The organism is Nonomuraea sp. NPDC050478 (assembly GCF_044458265.1).
GTDB lineage: Bacteria > Actinomycetota > Actinomycetes > Streptosporangiales > Streptosporangiaceae > Nonomuraea > Nonomuraea ferruginea.
Map to the genome: position 1 here is coordinate 371,536 of NZ_JBITHT010000005.1, position 25,102 is coordinate 396,637.

Genomic DNA, 25,102 nt, shown 5'->3' on the forward strand with positions numbered 1-25,102 from the left:
TTACCCCTTCCGGAGGGTCTTCTTGAGAGAGTTGGCCGCGCGCCCCGCCAGGCCGGCCAGGCCGGTCGGGGCCACGTACATCACCGCGATGATCAGCAGGCCGAAGATCACGCCGGGCGCGGCCTCGTTGACGTCCTGCGAGAGGCTGGGCACGAACATCACGAACAGCGCGCCGAGCACCGGGCCCGACAGCGACCCGAGACCGCCGACGACGATGCCCGCCAGCAGCGTGATCGACAGCGTGACGGGGAACGAGTCCGGCGAGACGAACCCGATCACCCACGTGTAGACGCAGCCCGCCACCCCGGCGAACATCGCGCTCCAGGCGAAGGCGAGCGTCTTGTAGTACGAGAGCCGCACCCCCATGACCTCGGCCGCGATCTCGTTGTCGCGCACGGCGTGCAGCGCCCGCCCCACCCGAGACCGGAGCAGCCCGGCGGCCAGCAGGAACGCCGCCACGGCGACGGCCAGGGCGAGGAAGTACAGCCACTGGTCCTCGGCCAGGCCGCTCCACGCGGGCGGCGCCGGCTTGGCCAGCGACAGCCCCATGGACCCGCCGGTGACCTCCTCGAACCGCTTGAGCAGCGGCACCAGGAAGATCGCGATGGCCAGTGTGACGAGCGCCAGGTAGAGGCCGCGCAGCCGCATCGCGGGCACGCCCAGCACCAGCCCCAGCAGGAACGCCACGGCGGCGGCCACGGGCAGCGTCGCCAGGTACGGCAGCTCCCAGTGGAACATCATGATCGCTGCCGCGTACGCCCCGGCGGCGAAGAACGCGCCGTGCCCGAGCGAGATCTGCCCGGCGTGCCCGACCAGGACGTTCAGCCCGAGCAGCGCCACCGCGTAGACCAGCACCATGGTGAGCTGGAACACGTGGAACGGCACGAGCTGGAACGGCGCGTAGATCGCGGCGGCCAGCAGCACGCCGGCCACGATCCACTGCCGGCGGACCCGTCGGCCCGGCGCCTGCGCCTGCCCCCGTGGAGGCGCGCCGGCCCTGCTGGTGACCTGTGTCGACTCGCTCATGCCCGCTCCACCACCGCTCGCCCGAACAGGCCCTGGGGCCGCAGCAGCAGCACGCCCAGGATGATGACCAGCGGCACGCCGACCTTGAGGTCGGGCCCGATGGCCCCGACGTAGGCGCCGGCCAGGGTCTCGGCCACGCCGACGATCAGCCCGCCGGCGACCGCCCCCGCCGGGCTGTCGAAGCCGCCGAGCGTGGCGGCGGCGAAGGCGTAGATCAGGACGCCGCCCATCATGTTCGGCTCCAGGAACAGCAGCGGTGCGACGAGCACGCCGGAGACCGCGCCGACGGTGGCGGCCAGCCCCCAGCCGAGCGCCAGCGTCACGCCGACCCGGATGCCGACCAGCCGGGCGGAGACCGGGTTGGTCGCCACCGCGCGCATCCCGAGCCCGATCTTGGTGTGCTGGAACAGCAGGTAGAGCAGGCCCATGACGATCCCGACGACCGCGAAGACGCCCAGCGTCTGGAAGCCGACGGTCAGCCCGCCCACCTCGAAGGCGCCGCCGGGGAACGGGTTGGGGAAGTCCTTGATGAGGAACGACCAGATCCATCCGGCGGCGGCGTTGACGAAGATGAACAGCCCCACGGTGACGATCACCAGGGTCAGTTCCGGCGCCCCCTCGACCGGCCGGATGATCACCCGTTCGATGAGCATGCCGCCGGCGAACGACACGACCAGCGTGAGCACCAGCGCCAGCCAGAACGGCATGCCCGCCGCGGTGAACTGCCAGGCGATGTAGGTGGAGAACATGGCCAGCTCGCCCTGGGCGAAGTTGACGATCCCGGTGAACTGGTAGATCAGCACGAGCGCGAGGGCCAGGCTGGCGTAGATGGCGCCGGTGCTCAGCCCCTGGATGACCTGTTGCAGGAATCCGGTCATGGTCAGACCCGGTAGCCGAGGTAGGACTGGGCGACCTGCTCGTCCTCCTGGATCTGCGCCGCCGTGCCCGAGAGCACGATCCGCCCGGTTTCCAGGACGTGCGCCTGCTGGGCGATGCCCAGGGCGAGATGGGCGTTCTGCTCGACGACGACCACGGTGGTGCGCTCCTGTTCGTTGATGGTCCGCACGATGCGGAAGAGCTCCCGGGTGATCAGCGGGGCGAGGCCGAGCGACGGCTCGTCCAGCAGGAGCAGCCGGGGGCGCAGCATGAGCGCCCGGCCGAGGGCGAGCATCTGCTGCTCGCCGCCGCTCAGGCTGCCCGCCGCCTGCTTGAGCCGGGGCTTCAGCGCGGGGAAGTAGCCGTAGATGCGGTCGAGGTCCTCTTCCAGGCGGTCGCGCCGGGTGTAGGCGCCCAGGCGCAGGTTCTCCTCGACGGTGAGCGGCATGAACGTGCCCCGGCCCTCCGGCACGTGCGCGACGCCCATCCTGGCCAGCGCGTCGGGCGAGCGGCCGAGCAGCTCGGCGTCGCCGAGCCGGACGCCGCCGCGCCCCTTGACCATGCCGGACAGCGCCCGGAGCAGGGTCGTCTTGCCCGCCCCGTTGGGGCCGAGTATCGCGCAGATCTCGCCCTCCCCCACGGTGAGGCTGACGTCGTGCAGCACCTGGGCGCCGCCGTATCCGGCGTTCAGCCCGGAGACCACCAGCTCGCTCATACCGCCGTCCCCAGGTAGGCCTCGATGACGCCGGGGTCGCGCTGGACCTCGGCCGGCGGGCCTTCGGCGATCTTCTTGCCGAAGTCCAGGCAGACGATCCGGTCGCAGGTGCTCATGACGAAGCCCATATGGTGCTCGACCACCACCACGGTCAGGTCCAGGTCGTCGCGGATGGCGCGCAGGGTGCCGGCGAACTCCTCGACCTCGGCCGAGCTGAGCCCGTTGACCGGCTCGTCCAGCAGCAGCAGCCGCGGCTCCGCGGCCAGCGCCCTGGCCAGTTCCACCCGTTTGAGCGTGCCGAAGGGCAGCCCGGCGGCCGGGTGGTCGGCGACGGCCGACAGGCCCAGCCGTTCCAGCACGGCGTCGGCCTGGGCCCGCAGCCGCCGCTCCTCGCCGCGCACGCCCGGCAGCCGCAGCGCCGCGGTGAGGAACCCGGCCGTGCCCCGGTGGTGCGCGCCGACCAGCACGTTGTCCCGTACGGAGATGCGCGGGAACAGGCCGAGGTTCTGGAAGGTGCGGGCGATGCCGAGCGCCGCGATGGCGTGCGGCGGCACCGCGAGCAGGTCCTCGCCCTCGTAGCGCACCTGCCCCGCGTCGGCCTGGTAGCGCCGGGTCAGGCAGTTGAACAGGGTGGTCTTGCCGGCGCCGTTGGGTCCGATCAGGCCCACCATCTCGCCGTTCCCCACGGAGAATCCGACGCCGTCGAGCGCCGTGATGCCGCCGAACCGGACGGTAAGATCGTGTACTTCCAGCATCCGGCCTCCTGGGGCACAGCGAGCGGAAGAATGTTCTGAAGTTGGGGTCAGCGTAGGTTCGGCCCGTCTCCGGCCGCATTGGGCACGGCGACCCAACATGTGCACCGAAGGTTGTCCACAGGACACAGCGACTGTCTCGGAGCGGTTACGAGCCGTTGACCTCCCCGCAACCACCGGGGATCATCCCGGACATGTCCAGTGGTTCCGGTATGGAAACGTTCACTGGTGCGGAGCCGGTCCGGGCGCAGCGCGCGCGGATCCTCTCCGAACTACTCTCCGACGTCGAAAAGCTCGCCGGGGCGGCCGTGGTCACGATGCGCGCCGAGATCCCGGCCTACGCGGCCCAGAGCGAGGAGTTCCTGGCCGACGTGCGCGACCAGGTGGTGCGCCATTACCGGGGCAAGCTCGCCGTGCTGTTCGAGGACAGGACGGTGAAGCCGGACGACATCGCCTACGTCCGCCAGGCCGCGATGCGCCGGGCCAGGGCCGGGATCGCGCTGGCCGACTACATCAACGCCTTCAGGGTCGGCCAGCAGGTGTTCTGGGAGTCGGTGCTGGCCAGGGCGGGCCACACCGCCGCCGGGCGCGAGGCCGCGCTGTCGCTGGCGGCCCCGCTCATGCGGTACTGCGACTTCGCCAGCACGCACGCCGCCCACGCGTACATGGAGTTCCAGCAGTACGCGGCCGCGGAGGCCGTCCGCGAGACCCGGGACCTGCTGGAGACGCTGCTGGCCGGCGCGGTGCCGACGCGCGGGCCGCAGCTCGCCGCCGCGCAGGCGCACGGGCTGTGCGAGGACACCCGCACGCCGCTGCTCGTGGTGGTCGCGGTCGTGCTCGGCCCGCGCACCGCGGTGCCGCGCGGGCCGGACCGGGGCGCCGACGCCCGGCACGCCGCGTGCGCGGCGCTCGCGCGGCTGAACACCGGGGCGAACGCCAGGACCGGCGGGCGGACGCTGTCGGTGGTGCGCCAGTCGGAGATCGTGGCCGTCCCGGTGCTCGGCCAGAACGGCGACCCGGAGGAGCTGTGCGACCGGCTGCAGGCGCTCCGCGAGTCGCTGCTGGCCGAAGGTATCGTGCTGGCGATGGGCATCAGCACGGTCGGCGGGGGCATCGCCCGGATCCCGCAGGCCTACCAGGAGGCTCGGGCGGTGATCGACTTCCTGCCCGAGGACGGCGGCGTGGCCGCGCTGCCGCGCATCACCCCCTTCCAGTACCTCGCCCTGGGCGCCGACGACACCGCACGCAACCTCGTCGACCCGCGCATCACCTCGCTGCTGGACGAGGACCGGGCCAGGGGCGGCGTGCTCACCGCCACCATCCGCGCGTTCGCCGCCGCCGACCTCAACCTGCGCACCGCCGCCGAGCGGCTGCAGATCCACCCCAACACCGCTCAGTACCGGCTGCGCCGCATCCAGGAGCGCACCGGCCGGAGCCTGCGCCACATCAACGACCTCGTCGAGCTGCTGGTCGCGATCGCGCTGCAGGACTCGCTTCCTCCCACCAATCCCGAGCGGAAAAGACTGGCCACCGCGACCAATGAGGACCGGGGGACCTCGGACGTACGGTCGTTCCCATGAACCTCGCCGACCGGCTCCACACCTCCGCCGAGCGACTCGGTGAGAGAGCGGTCATCACGCTGGACGACGCGGTGCTCAGCTACCGGGCGCTGGACGCGATGTCCGCGCGGGTGGCGACGCTGCTGCGCGGCCGCGGCATCGGGACCGGGGACCGGGTGGCGATCATGCTGCCCAACGTGCCGGAGTTCGCCGCGGTCTACTACGGGGTGCTGCGCATGGGCGCCGTCGTGGTGCCGCTCGACCCGCTGCTGCGCAAGCGCGAGATCGCCGCGTACGTGAGCGACTGCGGGCCGCGCCTGCTGATCGCCTGGCACGCCTTCGCCGAGACCGCCGAGGCCGGCGCCGCCGCCACCGGCACCGACTGCTTCTTCGTGGTGCCCGACGAGTTCCGCCGACTGCTGCGCGGCCTGACCGCCGACCCCGGGGTGGCCGCGCGCGACGACGGCGACACCGCCGTCATCCACTACACGGCCGGCACCACGGGCCGGGCCAAGGGCATCGAGCTGACCCACGGCAACCTGGGCGGCACCGCCGCGACCATCGCCCGCATGCACGCGCTCGGCGTGGACGACGTGGTGCTGGGCGCGCTGCCGCTCTACCACTCCTTCGGCCAGACGTGCTCGCTCAACGCGACCGTGCACGCCGGGGCGCGGCTGACGCTGATGAGCCGCTTCGAGGCGGGCCGGGCGCTGGAGATGATGCGCCGCGACGGGGTGACGGTCTTCCAGGGCGTGCCGACCATGTACATCGCGCTGCTCGACCACCCGGGCGCCGCCGACCTGTCGCTGCTGCGCATCTGCGTCTCCGGCGGCGCCCCGCTGCCGCTCGACGTGCTGCGCGCCTTCGAGGAGCGCTTCGGCTGCGCGATCGTCGAGGGGTACGGGCTCAGCGAGACCTCCGCGGTGGCCGCCACCAACAGGGGCGGCGACGGCCGGCGGCCCGGCTCGATCGGGTGGCCGGTGCGCGGCATCGAGATGCGGGTGGTCGGCGAGGACGGGCGCCAGGTTCCGTGCGGCGACATCGGCGAGATCGTGGTGCGCGGCCCGAACGTGATGAAGGGCTACTGGAACAATCCGGCCGCCACCGCCGAGGCTATCCGCGACGGCTGGTTCCACACCGGCGACCTGGGCCGGGTGGACGAGAACGGGTTCTTCTTCCTGGTCGACCGGCGCCGCGACGTGATCCTGCGCGGCGGCTACACGGTCTACCCGCGCGAGGTGGAGGAGGTGCTGTACGAGCACCCGGCGGTGCGGCAGGCCGCGGTCATCGGGGTGCCGCATCCGGAGCTCGGCGAGGAGATCGCCGCCGTGGTGGCGCTGCGGGAGCCCGTGGATCCGGACGAACTACGCGCCTTCGTCAAGGAACGGGTCGCGCCGTACAAGTATCCCCGCCACATCTCGGTCTTCGACGAACTTCCGGTGAGCCCGACCGGTAAGATCCTCAAGCGTGCGATCGCGCTGCCGCTCAGCACGCTCCCCCCGCCGGCCCGTGCCAGCGGGCGTGCAGCTCGCGGCTGACCGCGCAGGAGGGCCCGTGTGAAGCCGATCACCCACATCTTCGACGTGGAGCCAGGCCACTACGACGTCAGCGTGGTCATCGGCGGCGCCACGACCCAGGTGCTGGCGGAGGCCAGGCGGCTGATGGTGTGGGCGTCGCCCGGCGACCGGCCCGCGCGCCGCGACTTCACGGTCAACGTCCGCACCCCGGAAAGCCAGCAGAACGGCTTCGACGGCGACGGCAGCCCCGGTCTCACCCTCACGTTCACCGGCCCGGATCCCGAGGTGAGCTCGGTGCACCTGAGCCCGGCCAGGGGGCGGAGCCTGTTCCTGGCGGGCGACTCGACCGTCACCGACCAGGCGACGGCCCCCTACACCGGCTGGGGGCAGCGGCTGCCGCGTCACTTCCGGCGCGGGCTGTCGGTGGTCAACCACTCGGGCTCGGGCGAGTCGTCGGCGTCGTTCCTGGCCAAGCCTGCCATGTGGGCGGCGATGCGCGACCAGCTCGGCCCCGGCGACGTGGCCCTGGTCCAGTTCGGCCACAACGACAAGCACACCAGCGCGGTGGAGTTCCGCGCCAACCTCACCCGCCTGGTGCACGGCATAGAGGCGAGGGGCGCCGCGCCGGTGCTGGTCACGCCCGTGGTGCGGCGCCGGTTCCGGGGCGGGTGCCTCGACCAGGAAGGGCTGATCGTCAACGGGCTGGGCGTCGACCTGCCGGCCGAGGTGCGCGCGGTGGCCGCGGCCCAGGGGGTGGCGCTGATCGACCTCACCGCCGAGAGCCGCGCGCTGGTCGAGGGGCTCGGCCCCGAGGGGTCCGAGCGCCTCTACCTCACGCGGGAGAAGGGCGACGACACCCACACCTCCGAGCACGGTGCGACGCTCTTCGCCGACCTGGTCGCGGCCGGGCTGCGCAGGCTCGGGCTGGTGGCCCCGTACATGATCTGATCAGGAGCCCGTCTGGGTGGAGCGCAGCCACCGCAGCGCGCCTCTCGACAGCGCGACCAGCACGTCGACGGCCTCCTCGATCTCCGGGTAGCGGCCCTCGATGTGGCCGATCGCCAGCGCGTTGGTGGCCGCGTTGATGCCTTCGGCGATCATCTCCAGGCGGCGGCGGTCGCGCTCGTTGTCGGCGGTGTAGCCGAGCGCGGCCAGGTCGGCCGCGTGGTGGTCGCGGTAGGCCTTGGCGGTCTCCGTGGCGAACTCGCGCAGCGGCGAGGACGGGTCGTGGCGGGCGCGCAGCTGGATGCGCAGCAGCTCCGGATGCCGGGAGATGGCGTCGAGCGGGATGCGGAAGGTGTCGCGGTGGCTCTCCAGCTCGGTGGGCGCCTCGCGGGCCTGGCGGCGGGCCTCGCGCATGGCGCGGCGCAGGCGCTCGCCGCCCTCGTCGCCGAGGGCGCGCAGGAGATCCTGCTTGTCCTTGAAGTGCACGTAGAAGCTGGACTGGGCGATGCCCGCGGCCTTGGCGACCTTGACCGTCGTCAGGCCCGCCTCACCCTCCTTGTCGAGGATCTCCAGGGCGGCCCTGATCAGCCTCCGCCTGGTCAGGTCCTTGGCCTCGCTCCTGGTGAGCGGTGTGTTGGTCACGGGTTACCTTCTCTCGTCCACCGATAACTGTAGTTGGACCGATCCCCGGTAACGATCCGCCCTCTGGCGCTTGTGCGAAGTTTCACCGATAGTACTATCGGTGAAATTGCTCTCGGGGGATGACCGGGAGGAGGCGTGGATGAAACGCTGGACCAGGCCGTTGGCCCTCGTGCTGGCGGCTGTGACCTTGGTGGCGTGCAGCGGGCAGCGGCCCGGCGCGGCGCCGGCGGGCGAGTCGCCGTCGGACTCGTCGGGGCCGAAGGCGGGCGGCAAGCTCGTGTACGCGCTGAGCGCCGACGCCAACGGGCTCAACCCGGTGACCGACCAGTTCGCGGCGCAGAGCTACAGCATGGTCACCACGATCATCGAACCGCTGGTGAGCATGGACGCCGAAGGCGCCTGGAAGCCGTACCTGGCGGAGTCGCTCACCCCCAACGACACGTACGACGAATGGGCGATCAAGGTCAGGGACGGCATCTCCTTCCATGACGGCATCTCGCTGACCGGCGACATCGTCAAGGCCAACCTGGAGGCGCAGAAGGCGTCCCCGCTCAACACGGCCGTCTTCCAGCCGCTCGACTCCATCGAGCTGACCGACCCGATGACGGTCACGGTCAAGCTCAAGCAGCCCTGGGTCGCCTTCCCCTACTACCTGGCCGCGCAGGTCGGCATGATCGTGCCGCCCTCGTCGCTGGCCGACCCCCAGGCCGCCAGCCTCAAGCCGGTCGGCACCGGGCCGTTCGTGTTCAAGGAGTACGTGCCGGACAGCCGGATGGTCGTCACCAAGAACCCCCGCTACTGGCGCAGCGGCCTGCCGTACCTGGACGAGATCGAGTTCCGCGTCCTGCCCGACAGCCAGACCCGCGCCCAGACGCTGGAGGCCGGCGGCGTCGACGCCATGGGCACCACCCGCGACGAGGACATCGTCAAGTACGGCGAGCAGAAGGACGCCTACGCGGTGTACCGGACGCAGGGCATGCCGGCGCCCGAGTACACGTTCATGCTCAACACCGCCGTCCCGCCGCTCGACGACGTCAGGGTGCGCCGGGCCCTCGCGCACGCGACCGACCGCGACGCCGTCGTCTCGACCCTGCGCGGCGGGCTGACGGAACCGGCCGACGGTCCCTGGACCAAGGACTCCAAGTGGTACTCCGACCAGGGCGCCTACCCCGCCTTCGACCTGGCCAAGGCCACCGCCCTGGTGAAGGAGGTGGAGGCGGAGAAGGGCCCGGTCGAGTTCGAGGTGATCTCCACGCCCGACCCCAACACCATGCAGGGCGTCGAACTGGTCCAGGACATGTGGCGCAAGGCCGGCATCGACGTGACGATCAAGCAGGCCGACCAGCCGGACCTGATCAACCGTGCCGTCATCGGCAACTACCAGGCCACCGTGTGGACCGCGTTCTCCTCCTCCGACCCCGACGGCGAATACATCTGGCTGCACCAGGCCTACGCGCAGCCCGTCGGCAAGGTCTCGCTCAACTTCACCCGGCTCAAGGACGAGCAGCTCAGCAAGGCGCTCGACATCGGCCGGGTCTCCCCTGACGAGGCCGCCCGCAAGCAGGCGTACGCCACGGTCCAGGAGCGGCTGCGCGAGCAGGTGCCGTACGTCTTCCTCGACCACCTCACCACGGGGGCGATCATCGCGAAGACCAAGGTCCGCGGCATCGACGAGCAGGTGCTGCCCGACGGGGAGAAGCGTCTCCCGCTGACCGGCGCGCCGATCCCCTACCACCCGTTCTCCGGGGTCTGGATCAGCACACAGTGATCCTCGTCGTCCACCGGCTCGTCCGGCTCGTGGTGGTGCTGCTCGTGGTGACGTTCCTGTCCTACGGGCTGCTCAACCTCCTGCCGGGCGACCCCGTCACGCAGATCCTCGGCATCTCGGCCACCGAGGAGGCCCGTGCGCAGCTCCGCGCGGACATGGGGCTCGACCAGCCGCTGATGGTCCGCTACGCCGACTGGCTGAGCGGCCTGCTCTCCGGCGACTGGGGCACCTCCTACATCTCCCGGGTGCCGGTCGCCGACGAGCTGGCCGAGCGGCTGCCGGTCACGCTGGAGCTGCTCGTCGCCGCGCAGTTCGTGGCGCTCGGCCTGGCGATCCCGGTGGGCGTGGCCGCGGCCCGCCGGGCCGGGGGCGCGCTCGACCAGGCGCTCACCGCGATGAGCTTCGCGCTGCTGTCCACGCCGGTGTTCGTGCTCGGCGTGCTGCTCATCCTGATCTTCGCGGTGACCTGGCAGGTCGTGCCCGCCACCGGGTGGACGCCCATCTCGGTGGACCTGGGCTGGAACCTCACCTCGGTGCTGCTGCCCGCGATCACGCTCGGCTGCGGGCAGCTCGCCGTCTACGCGCGGCTGCTGCGCGCCGACCTGATCGCGACCCTGCAGGAGGACTACATCACGCTCGCCAGGGCCCGCGGCCTGTCGCCGCGGCGCATCCTGTGGCGGCACGCGCTGCGGCCCTCGGCGATCTCGCTGATCACCGCCGTGGGGCTCAACCTCGGCGCGCTCATCGGCGGCACGGTGATCATCGAGACGCTCTTCGGGCTGCCCGGCATCGGGCGGCTCATCGTCGACTCCATCTTCTCCCGCGACTATCTGACCGTGCAGGGAGGCGTCGTGCTGATCTCGGTCGGTTACGTGCTGGTCAACTTCCTGGTGGACGTCGTGTACGCGGCCGTCGACCCGAGGATCCGTCGTGCGTAGGCGCTTCGGAGCCGGATTCTGGATCGCGACCGCGTGGATCTCGCTGGTCGTGGCCGCGGCCGCGCTGGCCGACCTGCTGCCCATCCCGGGCTACGACGAGACGCTGGTCGGCCCGCCCCGGTCCGGCCCGAGCGCGGAGCACCCCTTCGGCACCGACGGCCTCGGCCGCGACGTGTTCAGCCGCGTCGTGCACGGCGCCCGCGTCTCACTCGGCGTCGGCATCGGCGCGGTGGTGCTCGGCCTGGGGCTCGGCGCCCCGCTCGGCGTCCTGGCCGGATACCGCAAGGGCTTCGCCGACGCGGTGATCATGGCGGTCAACGACATCGCGCTGGCCTTCCCCTCGCTGGTGTTCGCGCTGGCCGTGGTGGCCTTCGCCGGGGCCAGCCTGCGCAACGTGCTCATCGTGCTCGGCGTGCTGGGCATCCCCGCCTGGGTGCGGCTGATCCGGGGCGCCACGCTGTCGTTCGCCGAGCGGGAGTTCGTGCTCGCCGCCCGCGTCCTCGGCGTACGGGACCGCCGCATCCTGTGGCGTGACATCATGCCGAACGTGGCGGTGCCGGCCGCCTCCTACGCCTTCATCGGCATGGCCGTGGTCATCGTGGCCGAAGGCAGCCTGGCCTTCCTCGGGCTGTCGGTGCAGGCTCCCACCCCGACCTGGGGCGGGCTCATCAACGAGGGCCGCACGCTGATGGAGACCGCCCCGCACGTGGTGCTGGCGCCCTCGATCGTCATGTTCCTGACCGTGCTGTCGTTCAACCTGGTCGGCGACCGGCTGCGGGCGCTGACCGACGTGCGGCAGAGCGGGCTGGAGCCGGCCCGGCAGTCCGCGCCGCTGCCCGCGGCCCCCGTGGCGGAGCCCGTCACCGGCGCCCTGCTCCAGGTCGACGACCTGCGCACGCACATCCACACCCCGCGCGGCACGGTCAAGGCCGTCGACGGGGTGTCCTTCACGCTGGAGCGCGGCCGGACCCTCGCCATCGTGGGCGAGTCGGGTTCCGGCAAGTCGATGCTGATCCGTACCATCCTCGGCCTGCTGCCCGCCGCCGACGTGTCCAGGGGCGGGCACGTCCGCCTGGAGGGCGACGACCTGACGAGGTTCACGCCCGAGGAGATGCGCCAGGTGCTCGGCCGCCGGCTCGGCACCGTCTTCCAGGACCCGATGACCGCGCTCAACCCGGTCCGCACCATCGGCACCCAGGTGACCGAGCCGCTCCGGGTGCACCTGGGCATGAGCCGCAAGCGGGCCCGCGAGGAGGCGGCGCGGCTGCTCGCCTCCGTCGGCATCCCCGACCCGGCCCGCACGCTGGGCCGCTACCCGCACCAGCTCTCCGGCGGGATGCGCCAGCGGGTCACCATCGCCATGGCGCTGTCCTGCGGCCCCGACGTGCTCTTCGCCGACGAGCCGACGACCGCGCTCGACGTCACCATCCAGGACCAGGTGCTGCGCCTCATCCACCGGCTGCGCGAGGAGCGCGACATGGCCGTGGTGCTGGTCAGCCACGACCTGTCGGTAGTGCGGCAGTGGGCCGACGAGGTGATCGTCATGTACGCGGGCAAGGTCGTCGAGCACGGCCCCGCCGGACAGGTCTTCGCCCGGCCCCGGATGCCGTACACCGAGGCGCTGCTGCAGGCGGCGCCGCGGCTCACCGACCCGTCGCACCACCGGCTGCGGGTCATCCCCGGCCGTCCGCCGGACCTGGCCGACGTCCCGCCGGGCTGCCCGTTCCGGCCGCGCTGCGCGTACGCCCAGGACCGGTGCGGCGCGGAGGCCCCGCCGCTGACCGGCGACCACGACCATCTCTACGCCTGCTGGCACCCGACCGGATCGGCGGTCGCCGGCGCGCCGGAAGGAGCCGAGAGCCATGGCCGGTAGCGGGACGGCGCACCTGCGCCCGCGTGACGAAGTGCTGCTCCAGGTCGAGAATCTGTACGTGGAGTTCCCCGCCGGGCGCGGCCGCACGGTCAGGGCGGTCTCCGGCGTGAGCTTCGACCTGGCCAAGGGCGAGACGCTGGGCATCGTCGGCGAGTCCGGCTGCGGCAAGTCGAGCACCGCGCGGGCGCTCATCCAGCTCCCGCGCCCGCGGGCCGGCTCGGTGCGGCTGGACGGGCTCGACCTGACCTCGCTGCGCGGCGAGGCGCTGCGCCGGGTCAGGCGGCGGCTGCAGATGATCTTCCAGGACCCGATCTCGTCGCTGAACCCGCGCCGCCGCGTCCGCGAGATCGTCGAGGAGGGGCCGAAGGTGTGGGGGCGCGGCGCCCTCGACGTCGACGAGGTGCTGGAGGCCGTCGGCCTGGACCCGGCGACGGCGGCGGTGCGGCGGCCGCACGAGTTCTCCGGCGGGCAGTGCCAGCGTGTCTCGATCGCGCGGGCGCTGGTGCTGGAGCCGGAGGTGGTGATCTGCGACGAGCCGGTGTCGGCGCTCGACGTGTCGGTGCAGGCGCAGATCCTCGCCCTGCTGGAGGACCTGAAGGAGCGCTACCGGCTGACGCTGGTGTTCATCGCGCACGACCTGGCCGTGGTGAAGAACGTCAGCGACCGGATCCTGGTGATGTATCTCGGCAAGACGTGCGAGCTCGCGCCCAGCGAGGACCTCATCGCCCGGCCCGCCCATCCGTACACCAAGGCCCTGCTCGCCGCCATCCCCGGCAGCGGGCTCGACCTGCCGCCGGCGGACCGGCTCATCAGCGGCGAGCCGCCGTCGCCGGTCGACCCGCCGTCCGGCTGCCGCTTCCGTACCCGCTGCCCGCGCGCCGCCGAGAGATGCGCGCGCGAGGAGCCCGAGATCCGCCCGGTGAACGGCGGCGACCACTACGTCGCCTGCCACTTCCCCGACATCTAGGAGAATGCCATGGCCATCGATTTCACCCTCGCCCCGGAGCACGAGGAGATCCGCAAGGGGGTACGCGCCTTCATCCAGGAGGTCGTGATCCCCGCGAGCGACGAGCTGAGCGAGCGCGACCGGGACGCCTACCTGCGCGGCATCTTCGCGCTGCGCGAGAAGGCCAAGGCGGAGGGCCTGTGGCTGCCGCACATGCCGAAGGAGTGGGGCGGCATGGGGCTGGGCCACGTCGAGCTGGCCATGGTGCAGTCGGAGGCGGCCAAGACCCGGCTCGGCCCGTGGGTGCTCAACTGCCAGGCCCCCGACGAGGGCAACATGCACACACTGCTGCACTGGGCGGACGACTCGCAGAAGGAGAAGTACCTCCGGCCGCTCCTCGAAGGCCGGCAGATGTCCTGCTTCGCCATGACCGAGCCCGAGGTGGCCGGCTCCGACCCCACCCTGATCCAGACCCGCGCCGTCAAGGACGGCGACGAATGGGTGATCAACGGGCACAAGTGGTTCATCTCCAACGCCCGCCGGGCGAGCTTCGCCATCCTCATCGCCAGGACCGAGGACGACGTCCCCGAAGGCCACCGCGGCGCCAACACCGCCTTCCTCATCGACCTCCCGCAGGAAGGCTGGAACGACGTCCGCGAGGTCGAGACCATGCACGGCTCGACCGGCCACAGCGAGATCGTCATCAAGGACCTGCGGGTGACCGACAGCCAGATACTCGGCGGACGCGGCAACGGCCACCGCCTCGGCCAGTATCGCCTCGGCCCCGCCCGGCTCGCCCACTGCATGCGCTGGATCTCCCAGGCGGAGACGGCCCTGGACATGATGGTCGACCGGGCGCTCAACCGCCACAGCCACGGCTCCCTGCTGGCCGAGAAGCAGGGCGTCCAGTGGCTCATCGCCGACTCCGCGATGGAGCTCTACCAGTGCAAGCTCATGGTGCTGCACGCCGCCTACAAGATCGACCGCGGCGAGGACTTCCGCACCGAGGTGTCCATGGCCAAGCATTTCGTGGCCAACAGCCTCAACCGCATCATCGACCGGGCCATCCAGGTCCACGGCGCGCTCGGCTACTCCACCGACACGCCGCTGGCCCACATGTTCCAGCACGCCCGCTGGGCCCGCTTCGCCGACGGCGCCGACGAGATCCACCAGATGCGCATCGCCGAACGCACCATCGCCGCCTACCAGGCCACCGGCTCCACCGCCTCGGCCACGGGTGACCTACCCCTGTGAACCGACGGCCGCCGCCCACACCTGCCACCGGGCGGCGGCCGTCACCCGGTTTCGTCGCACTTCAAGTGCCTGGTTGTGGTCCGCCAGATGTGCGGGAGCGGTGGTCGACGACGCGGTCACCGCGGCCGGGGTAGGACATGATGAGCAGCCGCTGTGCGCCCCGTTCCTCCCCCTCCCAGGGGATCCGGCTCATATGGACACGGATCCGGTAGTGGCCCTTGCCGTGGGCGGCGAGGTCGGGGAGCAAGGCGCCGGCCAGCCCGTCGTGCAGGACGATGCTGCCTTCCGGGCTGTGGTAGCCGACCTCGACGACGTGTGCCCAGCCCTTGGTCTCCATCGGCGGGCGGCGGGCGTACGTTTCGACCCACAAGTCCGGATAGAACCCGCCACACCCTAGCGGTGATTCGATCATGTTCCCGACGGATCGAGCACCCCCCGAACCACCCCTCTTGATCACGGGTCTAAGCAGGTGATCGAAGAGGGGGCGACATGCTGAAGAGATCCGTGGCCGCCGTGCTCATGGCGCTGGTGGTCGGGGTGGCGGGGGCGCCGTCGGCCGCCGCCGGGGAGAAGCCCTGGGTGAGGCTCGCTGGGACGGTCGGCACGGTCAACGACGGGCTACCGGTGCGGCTGGCCTCGTACTCGCTGATCTGGGACGCCGGCCAGGCCTTCCACGGCTACCTGCGCGAGGGGAGGACGTTCGTCAAGACCCGGTACCGGGAGGCGCTGGTCGCGCCCGGTGGCCGGTGGGTGGCGGGCGTACCCGACCGACGGCTGTGGCGGGCCACCGAGAAGATCGACCTGATCGACCGCGGTACCGGCCGCACGCACGCCGTCAGGATGCCCGCTCCGGTGACCTCGCCCGAGTGGTCGGCGGACGGCGGCACCCTGCTGCTCACCGCGTACCGGAAGCACCGCGACGGCGCTCTCACCGTCATCGGCTTCGTCACGCTGGACGCGCGCGACCGCGTCCCCCGCCTGGTCAGGACCGGCCCCCAGCGTCGGGTGGCGGACTGGGACATCGGCCGCGGCTTCCGCTTCTTCTTCGCCGGCCCCGGACGGGTGATGGCCCGGCACGACCACAAGGGCGGGGTCGCCGTCTACGACATGAACGGCCGGCGGCAACGCTTCTACAAGGGCGTGGGCGCGTTCGACGAATGGGCGGCGGTGACGGTCGCCTCTCCCTCGGGCCGCCTGTTCGCCACCGTTCTCGGCGAGAACGACAAGGGCCGCCGGATCGGCGTCGTCGACGCCGCGACGGGGAGGGTCGTGCACCGCGTCGGCGGATACGCCGAGTCCTTCGCCGGCTGGTACGACGAGAAGCACGTCATCGTGATGCGGGTGCGCGGCAGGACGCAGATCTTCCAGCGCGTCTCCCTGTCCAGCGGAGCCACCCTGGACCTCATCAGGGAGAAGCTCGTCGCCGGGCCCGCCGAGTACGAACCCCACCTGGAGCGGGTCAACTTCGTCCGGTCAGCTTCTCAGCCCTGAAGGACTGAGCTTGCGACTCCTCGCCGTCGGTGGCTTCGACGGTCCAGTCCGCGTCAGGCAGCGTGACTCACTGCCCAGCTGGTGACACCGCGTGCGGCGATGTTACGAGCTGCGTTGACGTCGGCGTGCTCAGCGAAGCCGCACGACGTACAGGCGAACTCGGCCTGGCCGGGCCGGTTGTTCTTGTCCACGTGCCCGCAGGCCGAGCAGGCCTGCGAGGTGTAGGCCGGGTCCACCCAGACCAGAGCGACACCGGCGCGGGCCGCCTTGTAGGTGACGAAGTGGCCGAGCTGGTGGAAGCTCCATGAATGCAGCGTGACCCGCTGGGGCTTGCGGAGCCGTACCCGGTCGCGGATGCCCTGGAGATCTTCCAGGGCGATGCCGCGCCCGGTGCGTGCAGCCTCGGTCACGATGCGCTTGGCGATGGTGTGATTGATGTCGGCGGCGAAACGCGCCTCAGCGCGGCGTCGTCTCTTCAGCAGCCGTTTCGCGGACTTGGTCTGCTTGGCCTGCAGGCGGCGGCGCAGTTCCCGGTGGCGGTGACGGACCGCGTTCAGGGTCTTGCCGCTGTGACGGACACCAGCACCGGTGCTGGTGGCGGTGGTGGCGATGTTGGCGATCCCCAGATCCACCCCGATGAATCCGTCCGGGGCCCGCACCGGCACGTCCGGCAGGTCGCAGGTGGCGATGAGGAACCACATGCCATCGCGGTAGACGAGGTCTGATTCGCCCTTGCGGTGAGCGGCCAGCGTGCCGAGCTGATCGGCCGAGGCGGTGAACGCCACACCCTTCATCCGCCCGCCCACGGTCCAGATCGACACCGTGCGGGCGTCCATCTGCCAGGACAGGCAGCGGTCGTCGAACGGCTGGGCCGCGCCGGGGCGAAACATGATCGGCCTGGCCAGGACCCGCTCACGCCGCGCGGAGCCGGGCCTGCCCAGATTGCCGTTACGGAGGTTGGCGTGCAGGGTGGTGTAGGCGTCGGCGACCTTCTTGATGACGTGCTGCGCGGCCTGGGCCGCCAGCCCGTACCCGTCCTTGATCTGTCCGTAGGCGTGCTTGCGCAGGTCGTAGTTGCGAAACACCCGCCGGTCGTGGGCGAGCGCCGCCACCCAGGTGGCCGCGTCGTTGACCGCGCGCAGTGTCGCCTTCAGCGCCGCCGCCTGCTCGGGCGTCGGCAGGAGCTTGACCTGCACCACCAGCTTCACCTCGAACACACTAGCATTAGGTCCATGTCACCGAGATGGACACCGGATTCTGAGGTGAGAAGGGGGCGAAGCGTTGTCTACTCGCTTCATGCGCATTTGGTCTTCATTCCGAAGTATCGGCGAGGTGTGTTCACCGACGAGATTCTGCGTCGCTGCGAAGGCATCATGATCGAGGTGTGCGACAGTTTCGGAGCGGAGCTGGCCGAGTTCAACGGCGAGGAAGATCACGTGCGCCTGCTCGTGCACTACCCACCCAAAGTCGCCCTCTCGACGCTGGTGAACAGCCTCAAGGGCGTGTCCGCCCGGCTCCTGCGCAAGGAGTATCCGGCACATATCCGTAAGTACCTGTGGGGCGGGCATTTCTGGTCGCCGTCGTACTTCGCCGCCTCCTGCGGCGGCGCACCCCTATCGATCATCGAAGAGTACATCGACAAACAGAGACGCCCGGGCTGAGCCGCTCGACGGCCGGCCGGTCACCACCGCTCGGGCCTTGGCGGCCCTCCCGCGCTGTCGTTTCCTCCCGGGCGTGAACGCCCGGGGTCCCACGCCAGATCACGCTGAACCGATCTCGCCCGCGGCACGTTCCGGTAGGCATGATGATCCGATTTCTGGCCGTGCTGACGCTGGTGGCGGGGTTCCTCGTGGCGGGCGGGGGCACGGCGCACGCCTGCTCGTGCGCGTCGCGCGAGCCGGCCGAGCGGATGCGTGACGCCGATGTCGTCCTCACCGCGACGGCCACGGCCGTACGGGTGGACGAGCCGATGCTGAACGGCGGGCGGGTGACGGCGACGCTGCGGGCCGACCGCGTGTACAAGGGCCCGGAGCGGGACGAGTTCGAGGTGGTCACCAGGGCGCAGGGGCCCGCCTGCGGCTACGCGTTCACCGAGGGGACCCGTTATCTGGTGTTCGCCCGCGAGGGGGACGAAGGGCTGACCACGTCGCTCTGCTCGGGCAACGAGGTGCTGGCGCCGGGTGCGGGGCCGACGGCCGTGGCGGCGGGCGCCGCTCCGCGGGCGACGCAGCCCTCGGAGCCCGTGTTCCCCGTCGCGCTCGCCGTCCTGACGGCGGCCGCGACGGTGGCCGTGCTGACGTGGACGTTGACACGGAAGCACGGTCAATAGGATCACCTTATGAGCAGCGCCCACATCGCGATGGTCGGCATCCCCGCCATCAGTCACGTCCTGCCGAGCATCGAGGTGATCGGGGAGCTGGTGGCGCGCGGGCACCGCGTGACCTACGCCAACGACCCGGTCGTGGCCGAAATGGTCACCGGCGCGGGCGCCGAGCTGGTGCCCTGCACCTCGACGCTGCCCGTCGCCGACCACGACTGGCCGGACGACCCGATCGCGGCCATGCGGATCTTCCTGGAGGACAACATCCAGTTGCTGCCGCAACTGGAGGCCGCGTACGACAAAGACCCGGCGGACCTCTACCTGTACGACATCGGCGGGTACGCGGCGCGGGCGCTGGCCGAGCGGCAGGGACGGCCGCTCGTGCAGCTCTCCCCCTCCATGGTCGGCTGGGACGGCTACGACGAGGAGGTGGCGGCGCACCTCTGGCAGCTGCCCGGCGCGGACGCCTACCGGGCGCGGTTCGCCGAGTGGCTGGCGGGCAACGGCGCGACCACGACCGACGCCGACGCCTTCTCGGGCCGGCCGGCCCGCTGCCTGGCGCTGATCCCCCGGGCGATGCAGCCGCACGCCGACCGCGTGCACGACGGGGTGACGTTCGTCGGCCCCTGCAAGAAGCCCACCGGCGCCTGGGAGCGCCCGGCGGGGGCGGCGAACGTGCTGCTGATCTCGCTGGGCACGGCCTACACTCGGCAGCCGGAGTTCTACCGGCAGTGCCTGGCCGCGTTCGGCGACCTGCCCGGCTGGCACGTCGTGCTGCAGATCGGCAAGCACACCGACCCGGCCGAGCTGGGTCCGATCCCGGGCAACGTGGAGGTCCACTCCTGGGTGCCGCAGCAGGCGATCCTGGAGCGGGCGGACGCGTTCGTCACGCACGCGGGCATGGGCGGCTGCGGCGAGGGCCTGCTGGCCGGGGTGCCGATGATCGCGGTGCCGCAGGCGGTCGACCAGTTCATGAACGCCGACCGGCTGGTGGAGCTGGGCGTGGCCCGCCGGATCGACACGGCCGACGCGACGGCCGGCGCGCTCAGGAGCGCCCTGGCCGAGCTGACCGCCGACCCGGAGGTGGCCGGGCGGCTCGATCGGCTGCGCGAGGAGTCCCGTGCCGAGGGCGGCACGATCCGGGCCGCCGACCTCATCGAGGCCGAACTAACCAGGGTGTGAAAGTTTCACCGCCGACCAGGGCGGATGTGACGGTTCGTTGACGGGGCGGCACTGACACCAGAAGATCCTGGGAGCGCTCCCAAAACCCGAGGATCCCCATGATTCGACGCTTGGCCGCCGCACTGGCCTTACTCACCGCGTTCGCCCTGGCCACTCCCGCGCACGCCGCCGACGAGGGCCCGGAACAGATCGTCAACGGCACCTTCGACGAAGGCACCGGCCCCTGGTGGGGCACCGGCAACCTCACGCTCGGCGTCGACGACGGCCGGATGTGCGTGGACGTCCCCGGCGGCACCGCCAACCCGTGGGACGTCATCATCGGCCAGGACAACCTGCCGCTGGTCGAGGGCGAGACGTACGCGTTCGCGTTCTACGCCTCGGCGACCCCGGCCAAGGTCGGCAGGGCGCTGGTGCAGCTCCCGGTCGACCCGTGGACGCAGTACCTGTCGGCCGCGCCGGAGATGAGCGTGTCGGGCAACGTCTACCGCTACACCTTCACCGCCCCCGTCTCGCTGCCGAACGCCCAGGTCGCCTTCCAGATGGGCGGCAGCGCCGAGCCCTGGAGGTTCTGCATGGACGACGTGTCGCTGCGGGGCGGCGCGGAGCCCGAGGAGTACGAGCCTGACACCGGCCCCCGGGTGCGCGTCAACATGGTCGGCTACCTGCCGTCCGGCCCCAAGAACGCGACCGTGGTCACCGAGGCGACCGAGCCGCTCAAGTGGGAGCTGAAGGACTCGTCGGGCCGTACCGTCGCACGCGGCAAGAGCGACCCGCGCGGCGTCGACGCCAGTTCGGGACAGAACGTGCAGAGCATCGACTTCAGCGGCCACCGCAAGCCGGGCACCGGCTACACGCTCACCGCCGACGGCGAAACCAGCCGCCCGTTCGACATCGCCGAGAACCTGTATGACGAGATGCGGGTGGACGCGCTGAAGTTCTACTACACCCAGCGCAGCGGGATCGACATCCGCGACGACCTGCGGCCCGGCTACGGCCGCCCCGCCGGCCATGTCGGCACGGCCCCCAACCGGGGCGACACCTCCGTGCCCTGCCAGCCGGGCGTCTGCGACTACTCGCTCGACGTCAGCGGCGGCTGGTACGACGCCGGAGACCACGGCAAGTACGTGGTCAACGGCGGCATCTCGGTCCACCAGCTCATGAGCCTGTACGAGCGCGACAAGGCCGCCTTCGCGGACCGTCAGCTGCGCATCCCGGAGAGCGGCAACGGCGTCCCCGACGTGCTGGACGAGGCCCGCTGGGAGCAGGAGTTCCTGCTGAGCATGCAGGTCCCGCAGGGCGAGCGGCTGGCCGGCATGGCGCACCACAAGATCCACGACGCGCAGTGGACCGGGCTGCCGCTGATGCCGCACCTGGACCCGCAGCCGCGTGAGCTGCACCCGCCGTCCACCGCCGCCACGCTCAACCTGGCCGCGACCGCCGCCCAGGCCGCGCGCGTGTTCGCCCCGTACGACGCCGCGTTCGCCGCGCGCAACCTGGCGGCGGCCCGCCGGGCGTGGGCCGCGGCCGTGGCGAACCCGGACCTGCTCGCCGACCCGAACGACGGCGTGGGCGGCGGCGCCTACTCCGACACCGACGTGAGCGACGAGTTCTACTGGGCGGCCGCCGAGCTGTTCATCACCACGGGAGAGAAGGAGTTCGCCCAGTTCGTGCTGGCCTCGCCGCACCACACCGGCGACATCTGGCGTGAGCGCGGCTTCGACTGGGGCAACACCGCCCAGCTCGGCCGCCTGGAGCTGGCGACGGTGCCGAACGCGATCCGGGACCGCGAGCGGGTGCGCCGCTCGGTGCTGGAGGGCGCGGAGAAGTATCTCGCCGTGCAGCGCGACCAGGCTTACGGGCAGCCGTACGGGCCGCCGGACTACGACTGGGGCTCCAACAACCTGGTGCTCAACAACATGGTGGTGATGGCCGTCGCCTACGACCTGACGGGCAAGGAGAAGTACCGCGCCGGCGTGCGCGAGGGCATGGACTACATCCTCGGCCGCAACGCGCTCAACCAGTCGTACGTGACCGGCTACGGCGAGGTGTCGTCCCAGAACCAGCACAGCCGCTGGTACGCCCGCCAGCTCGACGCGTCGCTGCCCAACCCGCCACGCGGCACGCTCTCCGGCGGGCCGAACTCGGCCATCCAGGACCCGGTCGCCCAGCGGCTGCTCCAGGGCTGTGAGCCGCAGTTCTGCTACGTCGACCACATCGAGTCGTGGGCCACGAACGAGCTGACCATCAACTGGAACGCCCCGCTGGCCTGGATCTCCGCGTTCCTGGCCGACCGGTCCGGTCACGCCGGCTGCGACGTCCGCTACACGGCGCAGGGCGGCCGGAACTTCGTCGCGCACGTCACCGTGCGCAACACCGGCGGCAAGTCGCTCGACGGCTGGAATCTGCGCTGGTCGTTCCCCGGCGCCCAGCGTGTCCGTGACTCCTGGGGCGCGGCAGTCTCCCAGGACGGGCCGGTCGTGACCGCGAAGGGCCACGGCAAGCTCCGGCCCGGCGCCACGGCCGCCTTCGGCTTCGCCGGCACCGCCCCCGCAGGCCCGAACCCGTCACCCGAGGTGTTCCACGTGAACGGAGACCGCTGCCGCTAGAACGCGAAATCAGTCCGACTGCTCTAAAATCAGGCCATGCGACCTGAAATCAAGACGGACGGACTGGGCTCATGACCACGACGGTCCTGTGGCTGGGCACGCTGGGCTCGTGGCTGTTCGTCGTCACGTTCGTGCTGGACGGCTGGACCCGGCCGGGATACCGGCCGGTCCGGCACGCCGTGAGCGCGCTGGCCCTCGGGCCGCGCGGATGGGTGCAAGGGGCCAACTTCATCGTGTGCGGCGCGGCGATCACGGCGGGCGCGGTCGCCGTCGCGGGCGCCCTCGGCAGCGTGCCGCTCGCCGTCGTGATCGGGGTGTTCGGGCTCTCGCTGGTCGCCTCGGGCGTCTTCCCGATGGACCCCATGCGGGGCTACCCGCCGGGAACCTCCGAGGAGACGCCCACGGAGGTGTCGACGGCGCACAAGCTGCACGACTACGCCGGGGCGCTGGTCTTCTTCGCGCTGCCCGCCGCCGCGCTGATCGCGGCGTTCGTCCTGCCCGAGACCGGGTGGAAGTGGTACTCGGCCCTCACGGCGGCGGCCGGGACCGCCGGCTTCCTGGCCTTCGGGCACGCGTGGGAGACCGACCACCCGAAGGCAGGGCTCGTGCAGCGCGCGACGATCGTCGTGGGCTGGGTCTGGCTCGGGCTGCTGTTCGCCCATGCGGCGGACGTGTCGGGATGAGCCGGCCGGGCCACGAGCCGCCGGGGCGGAAGCGGCCGTCCTTCATCGAGCAGGCCCGGCGGGCCCAGATCGTCGAGGCGGCCGCCGAGGTGGTGGCGGAGGTGGGCTACGCCCACACCTCGTTCGCGCGGATCGCCGAGAAGGCCGGCATCAGCAAGAGCGTGATCAGCTACCACTTCGGCGGCAAGGACGAGATCCTCCGCCTGGTGGTGACCCGGCTCTTCGACCGGGGCTGGCAGCACATGGAGCCCCGGATCGCGGCCGAGAAGACGGCCGCCGGGCGGGTGCGCGCGTGGATCGGGTCGCAGCTGGAGTTCTTCCAGGCCCATCGCGTCGAGTTCCTCGCGATGAGCGAGATCATGGCCAACCACCGCGGCGAGGACGGCTCGTACGCCTACTCGGACGAACTCGCCGAGGAGGTCGACGGGATCGCCGAGATCCTCGCCCAGGGCCAGCGCGACGGCGAGCTGCGGTCCTTCGACCCGCGCGGCGTCGCCAACATCATCGTGCGCTGCGTCGACGGCGTGCTGGAGTCATGGGCGATGGACCCCGGCGTCGACCTGGACCAGCAGACCGCCGTGCTCCTCGATTTCATCGACCACGCCATCGGCGCGGGCTAGACCGCCTTCTCCTGGGCCGGGCGCAGCGCCGCCACCAGCGTGGCCGGCTCGTCGGCGAAGAAGCGCACCGTGGTGACCTCTGCCTCGGCGCCCAGCGGGCGGACCGCGGTGACCGGCTCCGACAGCTCGACCACCACGTTCACCTGCGACGCCACCGCCACGGTCAGCCGCTCGTCCTCGACCCTGAACAGGCCGGCCTCGCTGTAGGAGCGCACCGTGCGCACCGAGGCGACGAGCTCGCGCGGGATGCGCAGGTCGAAGAAGGCGCCGTACCTGATCCGCAGCTCGCGGCCGGTGACGACGTGCGGCCGGGTGACGCAGGCGGCCACCACCGCGAACCCGACGAGCAGCCCGTACAGGTCGGCGACCAGGATCGGCACGCGGATCCAGGCCGGCACGTCGAAGGCGCGCAGCACCACCTCCACCACCACGACCTCGACGGCCATCATGACCAGGAGGAGGATCATCGTCGCGGACTGGGCCCTGGAGTAGGACACCGCCAGCGCGCCGGGCGGCACGCCGTCCCTGCGGCGGGCGACCCACAGCGCGAGGCTGGCCATGCCCTTGGCGTCGAACCCGGCGATCCTGCGCAGCACCCTCACGCCTGCTCCTTCAGCATGTCGACCATCAACCGGAACACCTCGCCCTGCGCGGGTGTCAGCTCTTCGAGCATGGCGTCGAGCCACGGCCCGCCCTCCGGCGGCAGGTGCTCGATCACCCCGCGCACCAGCTCGTCAGGCATGTGCGCGGCCAGGTCGGCGGCCAGCTCGCGGACCCGCGGATCGCCCGGCTCGGCGTCGGCCAGCCCGTCGAGGCGCCGGTAGAGCTCGTGCGCGCGCTCGCGCATGCCCGGCTCGGCGAGCGGCCGCATCAGCTCGACGATCTCGTCGCGCATCCCGGGGTCGGCGACCGTGTCCATGAGCGTGAGCATCTCGCGGTCCATCTCGGCGAACGTCGACCCCTCCGTGTCCAGGTCGCGCAGCACCGCCGCCATGTCCGGGGAGACCGCCGAGTCGGCCCGCAGCTCCCCCTCCTCCAGCAGAGCCGCCAGCCGGACCCGGCGCGCCGCGATGAGCTCCTGCTGCCTGGCCAGGTCGGAGTCCAGCTCCAGGAGCACCTCGCGCAGGTCCCTGCCCCGGTCGTCGGCGAGCACGTCGCGGATCTCGTCCAGCGACAGCCCCAGCTCCGCCAGCCGGCGGACGCGGGCGAGCAGCACGGCGTCGCGCAACCGGTAGTCCCGGTAGCCGCCGGCCGTCCGCGCCGGCTCGGGCAGCAACCCGAGTTGGTGGTAGTGTCGCACGGTCCGGGTGGACACCCCGACCAGCGCGGCGAGCTCGCCGATCCGCATGCCCTCATTAGAGACCTTGACGCTACGTCAAGGTCAAGCCG

The 25,102-nt window shown here is 71.5% G+C and carries 24 protein-coding genes; 15 read left to right on the forward strand and 9 right to left on the reverse strand.

From position 1 onward, the window contains the following. The 4 genes from ACIBF7_RS26555 to ACIBF7_RS26570 are packed head-to-tail and all read right to left on the reverse strand — an operon-like array spanning window position 1 to window position 3,372. Entirely contained in the window at window positions 1–1,026 is a 1,026-nt protein-coding gene (locus ACIBF7_RS26555; RefSeq protein ID WP_271278123.1) for a branched-chain amino acid ABC transporter permease, read from the reverse strand. Further along, complete coding sequence (locus ACIBF7_RS26560) at window positions 1,023–1,904, reverse strand: branched-chain amino acid ABC transporter permease (RefSeq protein ID WP_219545606.1); 882 nt, start codon at window positions 1,902–1,904, stop codon at window positions 1,023–1,025. Before ACIBF7_RS26560 ends, ACIBF7_RS26555 begins: the two co-directional genes overlap by 4 nt. A gap of 2 nt (window positions 1,905–1,906) precedes the next feature. Then, window positions 1,907–2,617, reverse strand: a complete 711-nt coding sequence (locus ACIBF7_RS26565) for an ABC transporter ATP-binding protein (protein ID WP_219545605.1) — start codon at window positions 2,615–2,617, stop codon at window positions 1,907–1,909. Further along, a complete protein-coding gene (locus ACIBF7_RS26570) occupies window positions 2,614–3,372 on the reverse strand; it encodes an ABC transporter ATP-binding protein (RefSeq protein ID WP_271278124.1) in 759 nt (252 codons plus the stop codon). The genes ACIBF7_RS26565 and ACIBF7_RS26570 overlap by 4 nt, the downstream gene beginning before the upstream one ends. Before the next feature lie 209 nt (window positions 3,373–3,581). Here ACIBF7_RS26570 and ACIBF7_RS26575 point away from each other — a divergent pair, with 209 nt between their 5' ends. The 3 genes from ACIBF7_RS26575 to ACIBF7_RS26585 are packed head-to-tail and all read left to right on the forward strand — an operon-like array spanning window position 3,582 to window position 7,393. After that, window positions 3,582–4,949 carry a CdaR family transcriptional regulator gene (locus ACIBF7_RS26575; RefSeq protein ID WP_271278125.1) on the forward strand — a complete coding sequence of 456 codons (1,368 nt, stop codon included), beginning with the start codon at window positions 3,582–3,584 and terminating at the stop codon, window positions 4,947–4,949. Beyond that, entirely contained in the window at window positions 4,946–6,466 is a 1,521-nt protein-coding gene (locus ACIBF7_RS26580; protein WP_271278126.1) for a long-chain fatty acid--CoA ligase, read from the forward strand. The genes ACIBF7_RS26575 and ACIBF7_RS26580 overlap by 4 nt, the downstream gene beginning before the upstream one ends. 18 nt (window positions 6,467–6,484) lie before the next feature. Beyond that, on the forward strand, window positions 6,485–7,393 hold the full coding sequence (locus ACIBF7_RS26585; protein WP_219545602.1) for a rhamnogalacturonan acetylesterase: 909 nt from the start codon (window positions 6,485–6,487) through the stop codon (window positions 7,391–7,393). On the opposite strand, the gene ACIBF7_RS26590 is transcribed toward ACIBF7_RS26585, so the two are convergent. Next, window positions 7,394–8,032, reverse strand: a complete 639-nt coding sequence (locus ACIBF7_RS26590; RefSeq protein ID WP_271278127.1) for a TetR family transcriptional regulator — start codon at window positions 8,030–8,032, stop codon at window positions 7,394–7,396. A 139-nt stretch (window positions 8,033–8,171) separates the two neighbouring features. On the opposite strand from ACIBF7_RS26590, the gene ACIBF7_RS26595 reads away from it, so the two are divergent. Genes ACIBF7_RS26595 through ACIBF7_RS26615 form a run of 5 tightly spaced genes read left to right on the forward strand, consistent with a single transcriptional unit; the run spans window position 8,172 to window position 14,811 of the window. Further along, entirely contained in the window at window positions 8,172–9,800 is a 1,629-nt protein-coding gene (locus tag ACIBF7_RS26595; protein ID WP_397198397.1) for an ABC transporter substrate-binding protein, read from the forward strand. Next, window positions 9,797–10,738 (forward strand): ABC transporter permease, encoded by a 942-nt coding sequence (locus ACIBF7_RS26600; protein WP_261808814.1) that lies wholly within the window; start codon window positions 9,797–9,799, stop codon window positions 10,736–10,738. Before ACIBF7_RS26595 ends, ACIBF7_RS26600 begins: the two co-directional genes overlap by 4 nt. Beyond that, on the forward strand, window positions 10,731–12,611 hold the full coding sequence (locus ACIBF7_RS26605; RefSeq protein ID WP_148034027.1) for a dipeptide/oligopeptide/nickel ABC transporter permease/ATP-binding protein: 1,881 nt from the start codon (window positions 10,731–10,733) through the stop codon (window positions 12,609–12,611). Before ACIBF7_RS26600 ends, ACIBF7_RS26605 begins: the two co-directional genes overlap by 8 nt. Then, window positions 12,601–13,578, forward strand: a complete 978-nt coding sequence (locus ACIBF7_RS26610) for an ABC transporter ATP-binding protein (protein ID WP_148034028.1) — start codon at window positions 12,601–12,603, stop codon at window positions 13,576–13,578. The genes ACIBF7_RS26605 and ACIBF7_RS26610 overlap by 11 nt, the downstream gene beginning before the upstream one ends. Window positions 13,579–13,587: 9 nt before the next feature. Beyond that, window positions 13,588–14,811 carry an acyl-CoA dehydrogenase family protein gene (locus tag ACIBF7_RS26615; RefSeq protein ID WP_148034029.1) on the forward strand — a complete coding sequence of 408 codons (1,224 nt, stop codon included), beginning with the start codon at window positions 13,588–13,590 and terminating at the stop codon, window positions 14,809–14,811. A gap of 61 nt (window positions 14,812–14,872) precedes the next feature. Here the strand turns inward: ACIBF7_RS26615 and ACIBF7_RS26620 are convergent, their stop codons facing one another. Continuing rightward, on the reverse strand, window positions 14,873–15,181 hold the full coding sequence (locus ACIBF7_RS26620) for a hypothetical protein (RefSeq protein ID WP_397198398.1): 309 nt from the start codon (window positions 15,179–15,181) through the stop codon (window positions 14,873–14,875). A 119-nt stretch (window positions 15,182–15,300) separates the two neighbouring features. Here ACIBF7_RS26620 and ACIBF7_RS26625 point away from each other — a divergent pair, with 119 nt between their 5' ends. Next, window positions 15,301–16,302, forward strand: a complete 1,002-nt coding sequence (locus ACIBF7_RS26625) for a hypothetical protein (RefSeq protein ID WP_397198399.1) — start codon at window positions 15,301–15,303, stop codon at window positions 16,300–16,302. Between the two features lie 53 nt (window positions 16,303–16,355). Here ACIBF7_RS26625 and ACIBF7_RS26630 read toward each other — a convergent pair whose 3' ends face one another. Then, window positions 16,356–17,510: an RNA-guided endonuclease TnpB family protein gene (locus tag ACIBF7_RS26630; protein WP_187281359.1), complete on the reverse strand. Its 1,155-nt coding sequence runs from the start codon at window positions 17,508–17,510 to the stop codon at window positions 16,356–16,358. 24 nt (window positions 17,511–17,534) lie between these two features. On the opposite strand from ACIBF7_RS26630, the gene tnpA reads away from it, so the two are divergent. The 6 genes from tnpA to ACIBF7_RS26660 all read left to right on the forward strand — a co-directional run bounded on the left by tnpA (window position 17,535) and on the right by ACIBF7_RS26660 (window position 23,713). After that, a complete protein-coding gene (gene tnpA, locus ACIBF7_RS26635) occupies window positions 17,535–17,963 on the forward strand; it encodes an IS200/IS605 family transposase (RefSeq protein WP_148034034.1) in 429 nt (142 codons plus the stop codon). Between the two features lie 140 nt (window positions 17,964–18,103). Then, the gene (locus tag ACIBF7_RS26640) at window positions 18,104–18,631 is read left to right on the forward strand and encodes a hypothetical protein (RefSeq protein WP_148034035.1); all 528 of its coding nucleotides are present in this window, start codon (window positions 18,104–18,106) and stop codon (window positions 18,629–18,631) included. Window positions 18,632–18,640: 9 nt separating this feature from the next. After that, window positions 18,641–19,804 (forward strand): macrolide family glycosyltransferase, encoded by a 1,164-nt coding sequence (locus ACIBF7_RS26645; RefSeq protein ID WP_364226119.1) that lies wholly within the window; start codon window positions 18,641–18,643, stop codon window positions 19,802–19,804. 98 nt (window positions 19,805–19,902) lie between these two features. After that, window positions 19,903–22,410: a glycoside hydrolase family 9 protein gene (locus ACIBF7_RS26650; RefSeq protein ID WP_397198400.1), complete on the forward strand. Its 2,508-nt coding sequence runs from the start codon at window positions 19,903–19,905 to the stop codon at window positions 22,408–22,410. 71 nt (window positions 22,411–22,481) lie between these two features. Then, window positions 22,482–23,093: a DUF998 domain-containing protein gene (locus ACIBF7_RS26655; RefSeq protein ID WP_271278449.1), complete on the forward strand. Its 612-nt coding sequence runs from the start codon at window positions 22,482–22,484 to the stop codon at window positions 23,091–23,093. Further along, the gene (locus ACIBF7_RS26660) at window positions 23,090–23,713 is read left to right on the forward strand and encodes a TetR/AcrR family transcriptional regulator (RefSeq protein WP_397198401.1); all 624 of its coding nucleotides are present in this window, start codon (window positions 23,090–23,092) and stop codon (window positions 23,711–23,713) included. Before ACIBF7_RS26655 ends, ACIBF7_RS26660 begins: the two co-directional genes overlap by 4 nt. Here the strand turns inward: ACIBF7_RS26660 and ACIBF7_RS26665 are convergent. After that, entirely contained in the window at window positions 23,710–24,315 is a 606-nt protein-coding gene (locus ACIBF7_RS26665; RefSeq protein ID WP_397198402.1) for a hypothetical protein, read from the reverse strand. The genes ACIBF7_RS26660 and ACIBF7_RS26665 overlap by 4 nt on opposite strands. Beyond that, complete coding sequence (locus ACIBF7_RS26670) at window positions 24,312–25,061, reverse strand: MerR family transcriptional regulator (RefSeq protein WP_271278445.1); 750 nt, start codon at window positions 25,059–25,061, stop codon at window positions 24,312–24,314. The genes ACIBF7_RS26665 and ACIBF7_RS26670 overlap by 4 nt, the downstream gene beginning before the upstream one ends. Window positions 25,062–25,102 lie beyond the last annotated feature (41 nt).

Coding starts and splice junctions, on each gene's coding strand:
- ACIBF7_RS26555 (WP_271278123.1), bottom strand. CDS start 1,026: ATGAGCGAGTCGACACAGGTCACCAGCAGGGCCGGCGCGCCTCCACGG.
- ACIBF7_RS26650 (WP_397198400.1), top strand. CDS start 19,903: ATGATTCGACGCTTGGCCGCCGCACTGGCCTTACTCACCGCGTTCGCC.
- ACIBF7_RS26670 (WP_271278445.1), bottom strand. CDS start 25,061: ATGCGGATCGGCGAGCTCGCCGCGCTGGTCGGGGTGTCCACCCGGACC.
- ACIBF7_RS26625 (WP_397198399.1), top strand. CDS start 15,301: ATGCTGAAGAGATCCGTGGCCGCCGTGCTCATGGCGCTGGTGGTCGGG.
- tnpA (WP_148034034.1), top strand. CDS start 17,535: ATGTCACCGAGATGGACACCGGATTCTGAGGTGAGAAGGGGGCGAAGC.
- ACIBF7_RS26640 (WP_148034035.1), top strand. CDS start 18,104: ATGATGATCCGATTTCTGGCCGTGCTGACGCTGGTGGCGGGGTTCCTC.
- ACIBF7_RS26645 (WP_364226119.1), top strand. CDS start 18,641: ATGAGCAGCGCCCACATCGCGATGGTCGGCATCCCCGCCATCAGTCAC.
- ACIBF7_RS26580 (WP_271278126.1), top strand. CDS start 4,946: ATGAACCTCGCCGACCGGCTCCACACCTCCGCCGAGCGACTCGGTGAG.
- ACIBF7_RS26660 (WP_397198401.1), top strand. CDS start 23,090: ATGAGCCGGCCGGGCCACGAGCCGCCGGGGCGGAAGCGGCCGTCCTTC.
- ACIBF7_RS26610 (WP_148034028.1), top strand. CDS start 12,601: ATGGCCGGTAGCGGGACGGCGCACCTGCGCCCGCGTGACGAAGTGCTG.
- ACIBF7_RS26570 (WP_271278124.1), bottom strand. CDS start 3,372: ATGCTGGAAGTACACGATCTTACCGTCCGGTTCGGCGGCATCACGGCG.
- ACIBF7_RS26560 (WP_219545606.1), bottom strand. CDS start 1,904: ATGACCGGATTCCTGCAACAGGTCATCCAGGGGCTGAGCACCGGCGCC.
- ACIBF7_RS26595 (WP_397198397.1), top strand. CDS start 8,172: ATGAAACGCTGGACCAGGCCGTTGGCCCTCGTGCTGGCGGCTGTGACC.
- ACIBF7_RS26565 (WP_219545605.1), bottom strand. CDS start 2,617: ATGAGCGAGCTGGTGGTCTCCGGGCTGAACGCCGGATACGGCGGCGCC.
- ACIBF7_RS26655 (WP_271278449.1), top strand. CDS start 22,482: ATGACCACGACGGTCCTGTGGCTGGGCACGCTGGGCTCGTGGCTGTTC.
- ACIBF7_RS26575 (WP_271278125.1), top strand. CDS start 3,582: ATGGAAACGTTCACTGGTGCGGAGCCGGTCCGGGCGCAGCGCGCGCGG.
- ACIBF7_RS26615 (WP_148034029.1), top strand. CDS start 13,588: ATGGCCATCGATTTCACCCTCGCCCCGGAGCACGAGGAGATCCGCAAG.